The sequence below is a fragment of the Pseudocitrobacter vendiensis genome, from assembly GCF_943590815.1.
GTDB lineage: Bacteria > Pseudomonadota > Gammaproteobacteria > Enterobacterales > Enterobacteriaceae > Pseudocitrobacter > Pseudocitrobacter vendiensis.
In genome coordinates, this window is the sequence record NZ_CALSBS010000003.1 from 81,724 (window position 1) to 99,164 (window position 17,441).

The window sequence follows — 17,441 nt, forward strand, 5'->3', positions numbered from 1 at the left end:
GCCAGGGAAGCGATGTATTTATTTTTAAAAATCTATGCCTGTAGACCAGCGATATTTAGTCAACTAATCCGCTGGGGTTAGATTATCATTCAGGGCTAAAAAATGAATATTCAGCAAATTGTGAGCTTTATCGGATTTACGTTGTTGGTTGCCGTGATTACCTGGTGGAAAGTCCGCAAAGCAGATACCGGTTCCCAGCAGGGATATTTTCTGGCTGGTCGCTCGCTCAAAGCACCGGTGATTGCCGCTTCTTTGATGCTCACCAATCTGTCGACCGAACAACTGGTGGGGCTTTCCGGGCAGGCCTACAAAAGCGGGATGTCGGTGATGGGTTGGGAAGTCACCTCGGCGGTGACATTAATCTTTCTCGCGCTTATTTTCCTGCCGCGTTATCTGCAACGCGGCATTGCCACGATCCCTGATTTTCTCGAAGAGCGTTACGACAAAAAGACCCGTATTATTATCGATTTCTGTTTTCTTATTGCGACTGGCGTTTGCTTCTTACCGATCGTGCTCTATTCCGGGGCGCTTGCGCTCAATAGCTTGTTCCATATTGTTGAATCACTGGGATTGTCTCAGGGCGCAGCAATTTGGCTTTTGGTTATTTTACTTGGAGTCGCTGGAATTCTGTATGCGGTTATTGGTGGGTTACGCGCCATGGCGATAGCCGATTCTATCAATGGCATTGGTCTGGTCATTGGTGGGCTGATGGTGCCTGTTTTTGGGTTAATCATGATGGGGGATGGCAGCTTTTTAGACGGTATTGAGCGATTGACAACCGTGCATGCCGAGAAGCTCAATTCCATTGGTGCAAGCACAGATCCCTTACCGATTGGCGCGGCTTTTACGGGGCTGATTCTGGTGAATACGTTCTACTGGTGCACGAATCAGGGCATTGTACAGCGTACGCTCGCATCGAAGAGCCTCGCAGAGGGGCAGAAGGGCGCGTTACTAACCGCAGTACTGAAAATGCTCGATCCGCTTGTGCTGGTGCTACCTGGGCTTATTGCGTTCCATCTTTATCAGGATTTGCCCAGTGCGGATATGGCCTATCCCACGCTGGTTAACCGCGTCATGCCGACCCCGTTAGTGGGCTTTTTTGGCGCTGTATTATTTGGTGCAGTGATCAGTACTTTCAACGGATTTCTGAATAGTGCCAGTACATTGTTCAGTATGGGAATTTACCGTCGCATCATAAACACCAATGCAGAACCTACTCAGTTGGTACGCGTTGGTCGCCGCTTTGGATTGTTTATTGCACTTATCTCTATTCTCGTCGCCCCGTGGATTGCTAACGCGCCGCAGGGCCTTTATAGCTGGATGAAGCAGTTGAACGGTATTTACAACGTACCGTTAGTGACCATCATCATCATGGGCTTCTTCTTTCCTCGTATTCCGGCGCTTGCTGCCAAGGTCGCGATGGCACTGGGGATTGTCAGCTACATCACCATCAACTACCTGGTGAAATTCGATTTTCACTTTCTTTATGTGCTGGCCTGCACCTTCTGTATCAACGTGGTGGTCATGCTGATTATCGGCATCCTCAAACCCCGCGCTACGCCTTTTCAGTTTCAGGATGCATTTGCCGTCGACATGAAACCGTGGAAAAACGCGAAAATAGCCTCTATTGGCATCCTGTTCGCGATGATTGGTGTCTATACCGGCCTTGCTGAGTTTGGTGGTTATCCGACTCGTTGGCTGGCCATCGCCAGCTACAGCATTACCGCACTGGTCGTTATCTACCTCATTTTTGACAGCTTACGCAGTCGTAAAACAGCCACTTATGCGAAGGATTCCCTATGAAACGCCCAAATTTTCTCTTCATCATGACGGATACCCAGGCCACCAACATGGTGGGTTGTTATAGCGGGAAGGCGCTTAATACACAGCATATCGACCAGCTCGCCCGCGAAGGATTACGCTTTAACTCTGCCTATACCTGCTCGCCCGTATGCACACCTGCACGCGCCGGGCTATTTACCGGAATCTATGCCAACCAGTCTGGGCCGTGGACAAACAATGTCGCACCGGGGAAAAATATCTCCACCATGGGACGCTATTTCCAGGATGCGGGCTACCACACCTGTTATATCGGCAAGTGGCATCTTGATGGGCACGACTATTTCGGTACCGGCGTATGCCCGCCAGAGTGGGATCCGCAATACTGGTATGACGGTGCTAACTATCTGGCGGAACTGACCGATGAGGAGATTGGTCTGTGGCGAAATGGCCTGAATAGCGTTGAAGATTTGCAGAATCACCAGATTGATGAAACCTTCACCTGGGCCCATCGCATCAGCAATCGGGCGGTGGATTTTCTGCAACAACCACAACGCAACGATGAACCGTTTCTGATGGTGGTCTCCTATGATGAACCTCATCATCCTTTCACCTGCCCGGTTGAGTATCTGGAAAAGTATCAGGATTTCTATTACGACCTGGGGCCGAAAGCCCATGACGACCTCGCGAATAAACCCGAGCACCATCGCCTGTGGGCTGAGGCAATGCCTTCCCCGGTAGATGACAGCGGGTTGTACCATCATCCGATGTACTTTGCCTGCAATGATTTTGTCGATGATCAGATTGGTCGTGTTATCAACGCATTAACCCCTGAACAGCGTGAAAATACGTGGGTGATTTACACTTCCGATCACGGTGAAATGATGGGCGCACATAAACTGATCAGTAAAGGGGCAGCGATGTACGACGACATCACGCGTATTCCGCTGATTATTCGCGCCCCTCAAGGCGAAGCAGCGCAGGTGGACACCCCAGTTAGCCATATCGACCTGTTGCCTACAATGATGGCACTGGCGGGTATTGATAAGCCAGATATTCTACCTGGAGAAAATATACTTAAGGTGGATTCTCCACGCGGCGTGATGGTCGAGTTCAACCGTTATGAAATTGAACACGACAGTTTTGGCGGGTTTATTCCGGTACGCTGTTGGGTAGCGGAGAGCTTTAAACTGGTGCTTAATCTCTTCACCAGTGACGAATTGTACGATCGCGTGAATGACCCTGACGAACTAAACAACTTGATTAACGTCGCGGAATTCGCCGCGATGCGCGATAAAATGCACGATGATTTACTGGATTATATGGATAAAATCCGCGATCCGTTCCGTACCTATCAGTGGAGCCTGCGCCCATGGCGAAAAGGTGCGACACCGCGCTGGATGGGGGCATTTCGCCCGCGCCCGGAAGACGGCTATTCACCAGTAGTGCGAGATTACGACACTGGGCTGCCAACACAGGGCGTCAAAGTGGAAGAGAAAAAGCAGAAGTTTTGATGACCGATTAAGCCCAACGACAAGGAGCCACAATGAAAATTTCCCGCCTCGGAGAAGCCCCGGATTACCGTTTCTCGCTGGCGAATGAACGCACGTTTCTGGCGTGGATCCGTACATCGCTGGGCTTTCTGGCGGCAGGCGTCGGTCTTGATCAACTGGCGCCTGACTTCGCAACGCCGGTCATTCGTGAACTTCTGGCGTTATTACTGTGCCTGTTCGCGGGCGGGCTGGCGATTTACGGTTACCTGCGTTGGCTGCGTAATGAAAAAGCGATGCGGCTGAAGGAGGACCTGCCTTACACCCATAGCTTACTGATTATTAGTGTGATTTTAATGGTTGTTGCCGCCATTGTGATGGGCCTTGTGCTTTATGCCGGCTAACCGTAAAGCGCGCAGGGAGAGTGATCCAGGTCTGCAGCCTGAACGTACCTCGCTCGCCTGGTTTCGTACCCTACTTGGTTACGCTGCGCTGATGCTGCTGGCGATTAAACATAACTGGCATCAGGCCGGGATTTTGTTCTGGATCTCAATTGCGGTACTGGCAATAGCCGCACCGGTGCTTTGGCGATATACTCGAAATCGCATTTTAATGGACGTTACGCAAAATGATTTTGCGCAACCCCGCGTGGTGCGCGATAAGTTTTTTATCGCGCTTGCGGTTCTCTCACTGGCGTTGCTGTTTGCGGTAACGCATCTGCGTCAGGTGGGGTTATTGATAAAGGATTATCTATGACAGGCTGCCAGGTCATGGTCAAACCGGCCAGTTCTCGCTGTAATCTGCGCTGCAGATACTGCTTCTATATTGAAAAACCACAACAGAACGTAATGGATGACGACACGCTTGAAGCGTTTATTCGTCAACATATCGACGCGCAACCTGGCGATGAAGTGCTGTTTGCCTGGCAGGGTGGCGAACCTACGCTCTGCGGGTTGGATTATTTTAAACGTGTTGTTGCGCTTCAGCGGCGCTACGCAAATGGCAAACGCATTGCCAATGCCTTCCAGACCAACGGGATTCTGCTTAACGAGGCGTGGTGCCGGTTTTTCCGCGAACATAACTGGCTGGTGGGCATCTCTATCGATGGCCCCGCGCCGTTGCATGATGCATTACGTGTGAGCACTAGCGGCAAGCCTACCCATCATAAAGTTATTGAAGCTATCCATCTTTTGACCGCCCATCGCGTTGAGTTCAACCTGCTGGTGGTCGTCAACAGTCTCAACAGCCAGCATCCGCAGGCGCTTTATCGTTACTTACGTAAACTCGGTACACCGTTTATCCAGTTCATCCCACTGGTTGAGCAGGATGAAAACGGTAATTTAACGACAGAATCGTTGACCGAGCAGCGCTGGGGCGAGTTTCTGACGCGCGTCTTTTCCGTCTGGGTAAGAGAAGATATTGGCCGCGTTTACGTTCAACTCTTTGATTCTACGCTGGGCGTCTGGTCTGGCTATCCCGCGCAGATGTGCGCGCAAAGTGAGCTCTGTGGTCACGCCTTTGCGCTGGAGTCTAATGGCGATCTTTATCAGTGCGATCACTACGTTTATCCGGCGTATCGGTTGGGCAATATTCACGAGCAACCGCTGAAGGTGCTTAACGTACAGCCAGAGGTCGCGGCTTTTGGCGCAAACAAACAGCGTGCGCTTACGGATGCTTGCCGACAATGCCCTGTGCTACGCTTGTGTCAGGGTGATTGCCCAAAACACCGCCTGAATGCAGGCAAAAGCGCGTTATGCGAAGGCTATCGCCAGTTCTTCACCGATACGGCGCCACACATGAAAATTATGCGCGATCTGCTGAAGCACCACCGCTCGCCCGTTGAGCTGATGGTGATGCTTCAGCGAAGCTAGGGTTTAACGGCCTTTCGCCAGATACTGCGCCATCTCTTCTTCCGGCACCATGCCGCCGCCCGTCGCCCACACCAGGTGGGTGGCGTGGTTAAGCTGTTCGGCGCTGAAACCGTGCATCTGCTGATACGCGCTGGACGCGCAAACGCGCTGCGGCCCAGCCATACCCGCCAGCGCTGAAGGCTCAAGGCGGATATTTTCTTCCTGCGCCAGCCAGCCCAGCATGTCATACATTGTTTGATCGTCGAGCGTATAAAGCCCGTCGAGCAGACGTTCCATTGCGCGACCCACAAAACCGGATGCGCGGCCTACCGCCAGCCCATCCGCCGCTGTCAGGTTATCAATGCCGATGTCCTGAACGGAAAGCGCATCGTGCAGGCCGGTGTACACGCCCAGCAGCATGCACGGCGAGTGCGTTGGCTCAGCAAAGAAGCAATGAACGTTATCGCCAAAAGCCAGTTTCAGGCCAAACGCCACGCCCCCAGGGCCGCCGCCCACACCGCACGGCAGATAAACAAACAGCGGATGACCGGCATCGACCACGCGTCCCTGCTGAGCAAACTGCGCTTTCAGGCGCTGCCCGGCGACGGCATAGCCAAGGAATAACGTGCGGGAGTTTTCATCGTCGATAAAGAAGCAGTTCGGGTCTGACTCCGCCGCTTTGCGCCCCTGTTCAACCGCCACGCCGTAATCTTCTTCATACTCGACCACCGTCACGCCGTGGCTGCGCAGCTTCGCTTTTTTCCAGGCGCGGGCATCAGCGGACATATGTACGGTAACCTTAAACCCGATACAGGCGCTCATGATGCCAATCGACAAACCGAGATTGCCTGTGGAGCCCACCGCGATGCTGAACTGGCTGAAAAACTGTTTAAATTCAGGGGAAAGCAGCACGCTGTAGTCGTCTTCGGTGCTCAGCAGTCCCGCTTCCAGCGCCAGTTTCTCGGCGTGGGTCAGCACTTCATAGATGCCGCCACGGGCTTTAATCGAGCCGGAAATGGGCAGATGACTGTCTTTCTTGAGCAGAATTTCACCGCCCACTTTCTGACTGAACTGTTGTTCCAGGCGCTTTTGCATCGCCGGGATCGCCACCACGTCAGATTCAATTATCCCGCCGGTTGCGGCGGTTTCCGGAAACGCTTTTGCCAGATACGGTGCGAAACGCGTCAGACGGTCGTGCGCGGCCTTAACGTCTTGTTCCGTCAGGCCAACATAGGGTAAACCTTCCGCAAGAGAAGTGGTGCCGGGGTTAAACCAGGTGGTCTCTTTGAGCGCGACCAGGTCGTCCACTAAAGGATATTGAGCGATGAGTTTTTGAATGTTTTCCATAGTACGTCTCTTTGCGCTTAGATGATAAAGGAAAGCAGGAATGTGCATACCAGTGCAACGACGGAGGCAATAAATGTCGCCGTTGTGTAGTATTTAAACGTCTCGTTCAGGGTTGCGCCGCAATACTGTTTCACCAGCCAGAAGAGGGAATCGGTGACGATCGTGCAGCCAATTGCGCCTGAACCAATAGCAATGGCGATGATCTCCGGGCTCACGTTCGGATAAAGCGGCAGCATTGGGGAGACAATCGCTGTTGCGCCCATCATCGCCACCGTGGCGGAACCGACGGCCGCATGCAGAATCAGCGCCACCAGCCACGCCAGCAGAATCGGGTGCATATGCATGTTGGAGAGGATAAGCGCCAGCGTATCTGCCAGGCCGCTGCCTTTCAGAATTGCGTTGAATGCACCGCCTGCACCGATAATCAGCAGAATATTGGCGATGGAACCAAAACCGTTCTCTGTGTGGGTCAGTAGCGTGCTCATGCCAATATGCTGACGCAGGCCAAGGATGTAATAGGCCACAAACACGGCGATAAACATGGCGGTAATTGGGTTGCCGATAAATTCCAGCAGCGTATAAATCGTGCTGCCTTTTTCCATGTTCAATTCAGCGACGGTTTTCACCAGCATCAGGCCAATTGGCAGCAGAACAGTAAACAGTGTTGCGCCAAGTGACGGCAGCGTTTTTTCATCGCGTACTTCAAGGTCTGAAAACTCGGCCGGTACGGCCTTAAAGGGCAGACGATTGCCGAGGAATTTCAGGTACAGCGGGCCGCCGATAAGTGAGGCCATCAGCCCAACCAGTAGGCCGTAAACGATAACTGAACCTAAATCTGCCCCCAGTTTATTGGCGACAAACAGCGCAGCCGGGTGTGGCGGCACAACACAGTGCACGGCCATCAATGCGGTACACAGCGGAATCGCCAGCTTCAACAATGACGTATTGGTTTTTTTTGCGATGGAAAACGCCAGTGGGATCAAGAGCACGACGCCCACTTCCACAAACAGCGTAATTCCACAAATCAGCCCCACCAGCACCATAATGACGTCGGCAGAGAGCCAGCGGCAGCGCTGAAGCGTCAGCCCAATCCGCTCCGCCGCGCCGGAGACTTCCATCATTTTGCCCAGAATGGTGCCAAGGCCAATAACGGCGGCCAGGAAGCCCAGCGTGCCGCCAATTCCGCTTTCCACGGCGTTCACCATTTCCAGCGGGCCCATGCCCATCATCGCGCCCACGAAAAAGCTGGCTAATAACAGCGCCAGAAACGGGTGGAATTTAAACTTCACGATGGTCAAAACGATCAACACGATGCTTATCAACAGCGTGCTTACAACCCATATTTGAGAGTGCATATCTCACCTTGCCCTGTGATTAACCTCCCCCTATTGGACAAAAAACGGGCATAGCCTGACAAACGATGTATTTGTCCTTTCACATGAGCCAGATTGAATCAAAATGGTGATTTACGTCGAATAATGAAGGTAAATTGCGAGATGATTCACTCTAATTCATCCTTGCGCTGATTTTTGCAGCATATTTTTTTACACTGATAAGTACTATTTGGGTTGATGAGGCGGTTATGGATCCCCTGCGCGACGTGCGAAATCGGCTGCTGAATGGCTGGCAGTTATCGAAGCTCTACACCTTTGAGGTTGCGGCGAGGCATCAGTCCTTTGCGTTGGCGGCGGATGAACTCTCGCTGAGCCCCAGCGCCGTCAGCCATCGCATTAATCAGCTTGAAGAGGAACTGGGCATTCAGCTGTTTGTCCGCTCGCACCGTAAAGTAGAGCTGACGCACGAAGGGAAGCGGGTGTTCTGGGCACTGAAATCGTCGCTGGATACCCTCAACCAGGAAATTCTGGACATCAAAAACCAGGAGCTTTCCGGCACGCTCACGGTTTATTCGCGGCCGTCCATTGCACAGTGCTGGCTGGTACCCGCATTGGGTGATTTCACCCGCCGCTATCCATCGATTTCACTGACTATGCTAACCGGAAATGACAACGTTAATTTACAGCGGGCGGGCATCGACCTGGCGATTTACTTCGACGATGCGCCATCGGCACAGCTAACACACCATTTTTTGATGGATGAAGAAATTTTGCCGGTGTGCAGCCCCGACTATGCGCGGCGTTATGATCTGAATGGACGGCTGGTAAATCTTCCGCACTGTACATTGCTGCACGACAGGCAGGCGTGGAGCAACGACTCGGGCACCGATGAATGGCACAGCTGGGCGCAACACTTTACGGTAAATTTGCCGACATCATCGGGGATTGGTTTCGATCGTTCAGATTTAGCGGTGATTGCCGCGATGAATCATATCGGTGTGGCAATGGGGCGGAAGCGTTTAGTGCAAAAACGCCTCGACAGCGGGGAGCTGGTGGCTCCCTTCGGCGATATGGCGCTGAAATGTCATCAGCACTATTACGTCACCACGCTGCCTGGCCGTCAGTGGCCGAAAATCGAGGCGTTTATTGGCTGGTTGCAGGAGCAGGCGGCTTACACCGGCTGCTGATGATGATGAAAACGCGAAGCCAACGGCAGCCAGCACAGGAAAATCAGCAGGCCCATCAGCGTCATCAGCAGGCCAAGGCTGGCCTGGCCGGTTTGCGGCATCATGGCTGAAAGCCACGCCAGCACACCGGAACCAATATTTTGCAAGCCGCCGACCAGCGCGCCAGCGGTACCGGCGAGGAACGGGAAGGGTTCCATCGCACCGCTGGTTGCCAACGGAAAGAGCATCCCGGCGCCGAAGAAGAACAGCGCGGCGGGCACCAGCAGCGTCCAGACGGTCATCACGCCGAACAGGCCCGGTATCCACATCATCAGCCCGGCGACCAGGCAGCTCATCACCGACTGCCACATCAGCGTTGGGAAACGCTTATTCGGACGCCCGGCAAACCAGGCGCCAAAGAATGCCGCTGGGATCGGCAGAATAAACAGAATGCTTACCACCATACTGTTCAGGCCAAGCACTGCACCCATCAATACGCCAGAGCAGGCTTCAAACACCGCAATGCCTGCGAGGCCACCAATCAGCATCAGCAGATAGCAGTTGAACGCGCTGCTGCCAAAAAGCGTTTTGTAGTTGCTGATAAGCCGCGTTTTCGGCGCTCCGACAGGGCGCGTTTCCGGCATCCAGCGCGCCATGCTGAAGGTGACAATCACGCACAGGGTCAGCAGGAAGCCGTAGCACGCACGCCAGCTCCAGGCGGTATCAAGCAGCCCGCCAATCAGCGGCGCGAGCAGTGGGCTCACCAGAATACCCATATTCAACAGGCTGTTAGCGTGGCGAAGCTGGCTGCCCTCGTACAGGTCACGTGGTAGGGTACGCGCCATTACGCCGCCCACGCCGGTGCCCATTCCCTGTAGCGCGCTGGCGGCAATCAGCACCGTCAGGTCGTGGGTGGACATGGCGATAATCGTCGCCAGCATAAAAATCGACATCCCAACCAGAATCACCGGACGGCGACCTACGCGATCAGAAAGCGGGCCATAGAAAAGTTGCGAAACGCCATAGGTCAGCAGATAGGCTGCCATGACGCTTTGCACCGCGCCCTCGCGAACGTTGAGATCGCGTGCCATATCAGCAATTGCAGGAATATATATGGTTTGCGCCATCTGTCCGACGGCTACCAGCAACACCAGCATCAATAAGATAGTGACGTTTCTTTGGCTTTTCATTTCTCTGATATTTTATAAAAAAGGAAAATACAAGAATAAGCTGCTGCTTATTACCCTAAATGCGGGTGGAATCTACCATATCAAGATGACAATTTAACCATCAGATATGTGAATGATTTGTAGCAACCAGGCAGGATTTATAGACGGTGACGGCAACTAATCTTGCCAGTCTCAGCGTGGCTCTGGAGTGTGATCGCGCAAACATTTTCACGCAGATGAATTTTTTTCCGTTGCCAGCGCCCACAACCTGTGTTTGTATAAATTCAATTGATGAATTGATAAACAGGTCCCTAATGACTCCTTCCATGATGACGTCGACCCTACTAAAAACCGCGCTACCAGCCGCGGTGGTCGTCGTGCGTGTGGTGGTGGTCGTCGGCAATGCGCCGTAGGGTCCGGAACAACACACGATTCCAAAACCCCGCCGGCGCAAACCGGGCGGGGTTTTTCGTTTAAGGACCCTCCCCGGAAAGTCGGCTCAGAATAAAAGGACTGGAGCATGGCAAGTTCGGGCACAACATCACAGACCAGACGCTTTACCGGCGCAGAACTGATTGTCCATTTACTGGAGCGTCAGGGGATTACTATGGTTACCGGCATTCCAGGCGGCACCGTATTGCCCCTGTACGATGCATTAAGCCAAAGCAAAAAAATTCGCCATATCCTGGCGCGTCACGAGCAGGGTGCCGGGTTTATTGCGCAGGGCATGGCGCGTACGGCGGGGAAACCGGCGGTATGCATGGCCTGTAGCGGCCCCGGTGCCACCAACCTGGTGACCGCCATCGCCGATGCGCGTCTCGACTCGATTCCATTAGTTTGCATCACCGGGCAGGTGGCCTCCTCGTTAATCGGCACCGACGCGTTCCAGGAAGTCGACACCTACGGCATCTCTATCCCCATCACCAAACACAACTATTTAGTTCGCAACATCACGGAGTTACCGCAGGTTATTGCGGACGCTTTCCGCATTGCGCAGTCTGGCCGCCCGGGCCCGGTGTGGATAGACATTCCTAAGGATGTGCAGACCGCTGAAATCGAACTGAATGAACTGCCGGAGCCCGGCGATCGTGCGCCAACGCCTGAATTCAGTGCCGAGAGCGTGCGCGAAGCCGCCGCGATGATCAACGCCGCGCAGCGTCCGGTGCTCTATCTGGGGGGCGGCGTCATTAACGCGCCGGAGCGTGTGCGCGAGTTGGCTGAGAAAGCGAATTTGCCGACCACCATGACTTTGATGGCATTAGGCATGCTGCCTAAAGCGCATCCTCTGTCGTTAGGTATGCTGGGGATGCACGGCGCGCGCAGCACCAATTTTATTTTACAACAGTCTGATTTACTGGTTGTTTTAGGCGCACGTTTTGATGACCGGGCGACGGGGAAAGTGGCCGAATTCTGCCCGAATGCGAAGATCATTCACGTCGATATCGACCGCGCCGAGCTGGGGAAAATTAAGCAAGCCCACGTGGCGATTCAGGCCGATGTGGATGATGTCCTGGCGCAACTGTTGCCGCAGATTGACGCGCAGCCGCGTAACGCATGGCGTGAAAAAGTGGCTGAACTGCAACAGGAATTCCCGTGCGCGATCCCGCAGGAAACGGACCCATTAAGTCATTATGGCCTGATCAACGCCGTTGCCGCCTGCGTGAACGACGACGCGATTATCGCCACCGATGTGGGACAGCACCAGATGTGGACGGCCCAGGCGTATCCGCTCAATCGCCCGCGTCAGTGGCTGACTTCCGGCGGCCTTGGCACAATGGGCTTCGGCTTGCCTGCGGCGGTTGGCGCGGCGCTGGCGAACCCGGATCGCAAAGTTCTGTGCTTCTCGGGTGATGGCAGTTTGATGATGAATATTCAGGAGATGGCGACGGCGGCTGAAAATCAGCTGGATGTGAAAATTATCCTGATGAATAACGAAGCGCTGGGCCTGGTGCATCAACAACAGAGCCTGTTCTACAAACAGGGCGTATTCGCGGCGACGTATCCGGGCATGATCAACTTTATGCAAATTGCCGCAGGTTTTGGCCTGGCAACCTGCGACTTAAACAGCGAAACGGACCCACAGGGCGCGCTGCAGGCCATTATCAATCGACCGGGCCCGGCGCTGATCCACGTGCGTATCGACCCGCATGAAAAAGTGTATCCGATGGTACCGCCGGGAGCGGCCAATACTGAAATGGTGGGGGAATAAGCCATGCAAAACACAGCACACGATAACGTCATTCTCGAACTCACCGTTCGCAACCACCCCGGCGTCATGACCCACGTCTGCGGCCTGTTTGCCCGTCGCGCGTTTAACGTCGAAGGCATCCTTTGCCTACCGATTCAGGACAGCGATCAAAGCCATATCTGGCTACTGGTCAACGATGACCAGCGGCTGGAGCAGATGATGAGCCAGATAGACAAGCTGGAAGACGTGGTGAAAGTGCAGCGCAACCAGTCGGACCCGACGATGTTTAATAAGATTGCGGTGTTTTTTCAGTAGGTCATCTTGCAGTCGACAGCGCTGATATTCTCTTTATGATGTCGGGGTTGAACGACATTGAGAGGGCGCATGATCTGGATAATGCTGGCGACGCTGGTGGTGGTTTTTGTGGTGGGTTTTCGGGTGATGACATCCGGCCCGCGCCGGGCGATTCGTCGTTTGAGTGAACGCATGGGCATTACACCAATGCCCATAGAATCGATGATCGATCAACTGGGGAAGGAGCCTGGCAACGAGTACCTTCACTATCTTGAGCGCCCGAACGAGGCTCATTTGCAAAATGCCGCGCAGATGCTGCTGATTTGGCAGGTGTTTATCGTCGACAGCAGCGAAGAAAGTATGCATCGCTGGCACCGCCTGCTGCAAAAATCGCGTCTTGCGGCACCGATTACCGATGCGCAGGTGCGGCTGGCGCTGGGGTTTATGCGTGAGCTGGAGCCAAACGCCGGAGAGCTTAATGCGTTTCAGCTTCGCTATAACGCCCTGTTCCATGATGAAGATGGGGTGCGGTGGTTGCATTGATGCGAGCGGGCCTTCCCCCTCACCCTAACCCTCTCCCACTGGGAGAGGGGACCGAGAGTGCCAGAGGTTAAGCGGGTGCGGTTTTCTCCCTCTCCCTGTGGGAGAGGGCCGGGGTGAGGGCATCAGCGCGCTCGCTCCCCTCTCTTTCCCCCAAAAAGTTGTCAAAACGTTAAATAGGTCACACTCAGGATGTTACACTGCGCAACCTTCCCGCATGCGAACAAACATCAGGTGGCCTATGACCGACTCGCTCTCTTCTCCACAACCTAAAGATACTGTTACGCGGCCCAACTGGTCGGCCGTTTTTGCGGTCGCTTTCTGCGTCGCCTGCCTGATTACCGTTGAGTTTTTGCCCGTTAGCCTGCTGACGCCGATGGCGCAGGATCTGGGCATCTCTGAAGGCCTGGCGGGGCAGTCAGTCACCATGACCGCGTTTGTGGCGATGTTCTCCAGCCTGTTTATCACTCACATCATTGGCCGCACCGATCGCCGCTACGTGGTGGTGATGTTTGCGGTGTTACTTACGCTCTCCTGCCTGCTGGTATCGTTCGCCAACAGCTTTGCGCTGTTGCTGCTGGGGCGCGCCTGTCTCGGCCTGGCGCTGGGGGGATTCTGGGCGATGTCGGCGTCGTTGACCATTCGGCTGGTGCCAATGCGCGTGGTGCCCAAAGCGCTGTCGGTGATTTTTGGCGCGGTATCGATAGCCCTGGTGATCGCTGCGCCGCTTGGCAGTTTTCTCGGCGGAATTATTGGCTGGCGCAATGTGTTTAACGGTGCGGCGCTGATGGGCGCGCTGTGCATTGTCTGGGTGATTAAAGCGCTGCCCTCGCTGCCTGGCGAAGCGGCGCATCAGCAGCAGAACATGTTCAGCTTGATGAAGCGCCCCGGCGTACTGGCGGGAATGAGCGCTATCTTCCTGGTGTTCGTTGGTCAGTTTTCTTTCTTCACCTATATTCGCCCGGTTTATACCACGCTGGCAGGCTTTAGCGTGGATGGCCTGACGCTGGTGCTGTTGAGCTTTGGGGTTGCCAGCTTTGTTGGTACCTCGCTTTCATCCGCTATTCTGAAACGCTCGGTAAAAGGCACGCTGGCCTGCGCGCCCTTTGTTCTGACGCTAAGCGCGCTGGCGCTGATTTTCTGGGGGAACTCGCCCGTTGTCGCGTCTGCGGTGGCGATTATCTGGGGCTTCGCGTTTGCGATGATACCGGTCGGCTGGTCGACGTGGATCACGCGCTCGCTCTCCGATCAGGCCGAGAAAGCGGGATCTATTCAGGTGGCGGTGATCCAGTTCGCCAACACCTGCGGCGCGGCGCTGGGCGGCGTTGCGCTGGACCATTTCGGCGTGCTGTCGCCGCTGGTGCTTTCCGCCTGCCTGATGCTGCTGACGGCCACGCTGGTGGCGACGAAAGTGAAAGTGAGTTAATGAATATTGCCGGATTACGCTGCGCGTATCCGGCCATCATTTACGGGATATCACTCCGCTTTCGGACACTGTACCTGTTTCACCGCGGCGCCATAGCGTTCCGCATCATTGCGTTCCAGCGCCAGCGTCGCTTCCCGCACGCGCAGACGATTCTCTTCCGTCGCCAGCACCAGATTCGCAAATTGATCGTCCGACACCGCGCCCGCCGGGGTGCAGTTTTTCTTCACGTCCTCAATCACCTGCCGCTTTTGCTGCTCAAACTTAAGTCCTTCCATCGGTGACTCGGCATACGCCGCGCCGGAAGCTGCCAGACAGGTCGCCAGAGAAAACAGCACCGGAATCATTTTCATGCTCATATCCTTATCGGTAATTCATTTCCTTTAACTATACGTGCAGTTGGCGATTCTGGACAATTTAGTGGCGCTCTACCGGCGTACTGCGACGGCGGGAATCCAGAGAAATCAGGATAACCGAAGAGAGGATCAGCAGCGTGCCCAGCCAGTCCGGCAGAGTGAAGGTGATGCCGAGCAGCAGCAGTGACAGGAACGCGCTGCTCAGCGGTTCGGCGCAGCTCAAAATGCTGGCGCGTGGGCCGCCAATCATCTGCGCGCCTTTCAGATACAGGCTGAAGGTCAGTGAGGTGCCAATCACCACCAGATAAAAGAACGCCAGCACCACGTTGCCGGAAAGGGTAAAGCTCTCGCCCTGGCCTGCGTAGAACGGCAGCAGCACCGCGCCGCCAATGAGCATGCTCCAGCCGACAATCGGTAGCGTACCGTAACGCGCAATCAGCTGTGACGGATAGGTGGTGTAGAACGCCGCGGTAAAGGCGGAGACAATCCCCCAGAACAACGCCCCGCCGGAAATAGACAGTGATGTCGGGTTACCGTGAGTAACCAGCAAAAACGTACCGATTAACGATGTACCAATGGCGGCGAAAACAAACGAGCCGGGACGAGATTTACGCACCAGCGAGAACCACGCCACGATGATCGTCGGGGCCAAAAATTGCAGCACTGTCGCGGTGGCGGCGTTGGATTTCTCAATGGTCATCAGAAACGACAGTTGTACCGTCAGGGCGCCCACCAGAGTGAAGAACAGCAGGCTGAGCGCGTCTTTGCGGTTTTTCATAATGCGGAAGATGCGGTCGCCATGCACGAAAGAGAGCATTAGCAGGATCAGGCCGGCAAACAGCAGGCGCGTCATGGTCAAAAACTGCGAGGACATCTGGCTTTGTTCCATGATGTACTGCGCGCATACCCCTGAACTTCCCCATAGCACGGCGGCGATAAGGACGTTCATCATCCCTCTTCTGGTAGAACCCATGTTGTTGTGATCTCGTCTTTATTTTTATCAGACGGGAATCATAGCATGCAGAAATAGAAGCCCCCAGCGGTTGCCAGGGGTGGGAGGATTAACTGAGATCGACGTTTTTACTGCCGAACAACCAGGTGAGCAGGAAGCCGCAGAAGTAGGCTACCGCAAGGCCCGCGGCGTAAACCGCCATCCCGGCGTAGATACCGCTGTTGGAGGTCATTAATGGGAGCGCCACCAGACCCGACGGGCCGAATACGGTGTTCAGACCGACAGGCAGGCCCATCCACGCCACCAGGCCGATAAAGAAGCCGCCGCACGCACCGCCAAAACAGGCGGTAATAAACGGTTTCATGCGCGGCAGCGTGACGCCGTAGATCAGTGGTTCGCCGACGCCCAGCAGACCGGGAATGATCGCTCCTTTAATCTGCGTACGCAGCAGCGCGCCGTGCTTCGCGCGGAAGTAAAGCGCCAGCGCTGCGCCAACCTGGCCCGCGCCCGCCATCGACAAAATGGTGAACAAGGAGTTGAAGCCCTGTGCATCCATTAGTGCGAAATAGACAGGCACAAAACCCTGATGCACGCCAAACATGACCGCCAGCAGGAACAGCCCGGCCAGCACCGCAGAGCCGAACGGGTTGCCATTGAGGTGCAGGAACAACCAGGACATCCCGGTGAACAGGTAACCGCCGAGCGGCATAATCACCACAAAGGTGACCGCACCCATAATCAACAGCGTAATGGCGGAGGTGAGGATCATATCGAGGTTGGCGGGCATGATGCTGCGTACCCGTCTTTCTACCCATGCGCCGAGAATCGCCGCGATCAGCACGCCGATGATGTTACCGCGCGGGTCGATATCGTGACCGAAGAACTGCGTGATGCCGGAATAAAACCCCACCGTCGCTTCCGGGTTATAGCCCAGCACAAACAGCGAGGCGATAATCGCGCCGTTCACGCCCGAGCCGCCAAACGCTTTTTGCGTGTTGTAGCCAATGAGAATACTCAGGAAGGTGAACATCCCCTTGCTGAAGACCTTCATATAGCCGATCACTTCCACCAGCGTGGCGTTCGGATGAGCGCTTTTTAGCACAAACATCTGTTCTGCCAGCGTGGCAAAGCCCAGCAGCAGGCCGACGGCAATAAAGCCCGGGATTAATGGGGTAAAAATGGTGGCGAACTTCGCCAAAAACTTCTGAATTCCGCTGGTTTGTTTCTCTTTCAGCGCTTTTTTCTTATCGCTGGCGACGTCAGCCAGTGAAGGTTCAACGGCTGGCGAATCCTCCAGCAGCGTGTTCATCATCTCGGCGGCGGTCTGTGCTTTGCCGGGGCCGAGGATAATCTGGAACTGCTCTTCGCTGACTACCACACCCAGCACGCCTTCGACCTGGCGGATGTTGGCGATATCGGCCTGCTCTTCATTGCGCAAGGTTAAGCGCAGCCGGGTCATACAGTTCCCGGCCTGAACGACGTTTCCGGCTCCCCCCACCAGGGAGAGGAGGCGGGCTATCATCTCTTTATTTATTTTCGCCATTCAATCTGTT

At 54.7% G+C, this 17,441-nt stretch carries 17 protein-coding genes; 11 read left to right on the forward strand and 6 right to left on the reverse strand.

The window, feature by feature from the left end:
- Positions 1-102 precede the first annotated feature (102 nt).
- Genes NMC31_RS04970 through NMC31_RS04990 form a run of 5 tightly spaced genes read left to right on the forward strand, consistent with a single transcriptional unit; the run spans position 103 to position 5,140 of the window.
- Entirely contained in the window at positions 103-1,803 is a 1,701-nt protein-coding gene (locus NMC31_RS04970; RefSeq protein ID WP_253897163.1) for a solute:sodium symporter family transporter, read from the forward strand.
- Positions 1,800-3,293, forward strand: coding sequence for a sulfatase-like hydrolase/transferase (locus tag NMC31_RS04975; RefSeq protein ID WP_253897164.1), 1,494 nt, complete (start codon positions 1,800-1,802; stop codon positions 3,291-3,293). The genes NMC31_RS04970 and NMC31_RS04975 overlap by 4 nt, the downstream gene beginning before the upstream one ends.
- 32 nt (positions 3,294-3,325) lie before the next feature.
- Complete coding sequence (locus tag NMC31_RS04980) at positions 3,326-3,673, forward strand: YidH family protein (RefSeq protein WP_015343946.1); 348 nt, start codon at positions 3,326-3,328, stop codon at positions 3,671-3,673.
- Positions 3,663-4,025, forward strand: coding sequence for a DUF202 domain-containing protein (locus NMC31_RS04985; RefSeq protein WP_149463767.1), 363 nt, complete (start codon positions 3,663-3,665; stop codon positions 4,023-4,025). Before NMC31_RS04980 ends, NMC31_RS04985 begins: the two co-directional genes overlap by 11 nt.
- Positions 4,022-5,140 carry an anaerobic sulfatase maturase gene (locus NMC31_RS04990; RefSeq protein ID WP_253897165.1) on the forward strand — a complete coding sequence of 373 codons (1,119 nt, stop codon included), beginning with the start codon at positions 4,022-4,024 and terminating at the stop codon, positions 5,138-5,140. Before NMC31_RS04985 ends, NMC31_RS04990 begins: the two co-directional genes overlap by 4 nt.
- Before the next feature lie 3 nt (positions 5,141-5,143).
- On the opposite strand, the gene dsdA is transcribed toward NMC31_RS04990, so the two are convergent.
- Positions 5,144-6,466: a D-serine ammonia-lyase gene (dsdA, locus tag NMC31_RS04995; protein WP_253897166.1), complete on the reverse strand. Its 1,323-nt coding sequence runs from the start codon at positions 6,464-6,466 to the stop codon at positions 5,144-5,146.
- A gap of 17 nt (positions 6,467-6,483) precedes the next feature.
- Positions 6,484-7,821 (reverse strand): D-serine transporter DsdX, encoded by a 1,338-nt coding sequence (gene dsdX, locus NMC31_RS05000; protein WP_253897167.1) that lies wholly within the window; start codon positions 7,819-7,821, stop codon positions 6,484-6,486.
- A 227-nt stretch (positions 7,822-8,048) separates the two neighbouring features.
- On the opposite strand from dsdX, the gene dsdC reads away from it, so the two are divergent.
- Positions 8,049-8,987: a DNA-binding transcriptional regulator DsdC gene (gene dsdC / locus NMC31_RS05005; protein ID WP_253897168.1), complete on the forward strand. Its 939-nt coding sequence runs from the start codon at positions 8,049-8,051 to the stop codon at positions 8,985-8,987.
- Here dsdC and emrD read toward each other — a convergent pair.
- Positions 8,972-10,156: a multidrug efflux MFS transporter EmrD gene (emrD, locus tag NMC31_RS05010; protein WP_149463764.1), complete on the reverse strand. Its 1,185-nt coding sequence runs from the start codon at positions 10,154-10,156 to the stop codon at positions 8,972-8,974. The two genes, dsdC and emrD, sit on opposite strands and share 16 nt — an antisense overlap.
- A 293-nt stretch (positions 10,157-10,449) precedes the next feature.
- Here emrD and ivbL point away from each other — a divergent pair, with 293 nt between their 5' ends.
- The 5 genes from ivbL (at position 10,450) to nepI (ending at position 14,583) form a co-directional block, all read left to right on the forward strand.
- Positions 10,450-10,548 (forward strand): ilvB operon leader peptide IvbL, encoded by a 99-nt coding sequence (ivbL, locus tag NMC31_RS05015; RefSeq protein WP_072277096.1) that lies wholly within the window; start codon positions 10,450-10,452, stop codon positions 10,546-10,548.
- A 107-nt stretch (positions 10,549-10,655) separates the two neighbouring features.
- The gene (gene ilvB / locus NMC31_RS05020; RefSeq protein WP_253897169.1) at positions 10,656-12,344 is read left to right on the forward strand and encodes an acetolactate synthase large subunit; all 1,689 of its coding nucleotides are present in this window, start codon (positions 10,656-10,658) and stop codon (positions 12,342-12,344) included.
- 3 nt (positions 12,345-12,347) lie between these two features.
- The gene (gene ilvN / locus NMC31_RS05025) at positions 12,348-12,638 is read left to right on the forward strand and encodes an acetolactate synthase small subunit (protein WP_015343952.1); all 291 of its coding nucleotides are present in this window, start codon (positions 12,348-12,350) and stop codon (positions 12,636-12,638) included.
- Positions 12,639-12,707: 69 nt separating this feature from the next.
- Positions 12,708-13,160 (forward strand): DUF1198 family protein, encoded by a 453-nt coding sequence (locus NMC31_RS05030; RefSeq protein WP_253897170.1) that lies wholly within the window; start codon positions 12,708-12,710, stop codon positions 13,158-13,160.
- 238 nt (positions 13,161-13,398) lie between these two features.
- Positions 13,399-14,583, forward strand: a complete 1,185-nt coding sequence (gene nepI / locus NMC31_RS05035; protein WP_253897171.1) for a purine ribonucleoside efflux pump NepI — start codon at positions 13,399-13,401, stop codon at positions 14,581-14,583.
- 50 nt (positions 14,584-14,633) lie between these two features.
- On the opposite strand, the gene NMC31_RS05040 is transcribed toward nepI, so the two are convergent.
- The 3 genes from NMC31_RS05040 to murP form a co-directional block, all read right to left on the reverse strand.
- Positions 14,634-14,933: a YicS family protein gene (locus tag NMC31_RS05040; RefSeq protein WP_253897172.1), complete on the reverse strand. Its 300-nt coding sequence runs from the start codon at positions 14,931-14,933 to the stop codon at positions 14,634-14,636.
- 64 nt (positions 14,934-14,997) lie between these two features.
- Positions 14,998-15,909 (reverse strand): carboxylate/amino acid/amine transporter, encoded by a 912-nt coding sequence (locus tag NMC31_RS05045; RefSeq protein ID WP_253897173.1) that lies wholly within the window; start codon positions 15,907-15,909, stop codon positions 14,998-15,000.
- 88 nt (positions 15,910-15,997) lie between these two features.
- Positions 15,998-17,431: a PTS N-acetylmuramic acid transporter subunit IIBC gene (gene murP, locus NMC31_RS05050; RefSeq protein WP_253897174.1), complete on the reverse strand. Its 1,434-nt coding sequence runs from the start codon at positions 17,429-17,431 to the stop codon at positions 15,998-16,000.
- Positions 17,432-17,441 lie beyond the last annotated feature (10 nt).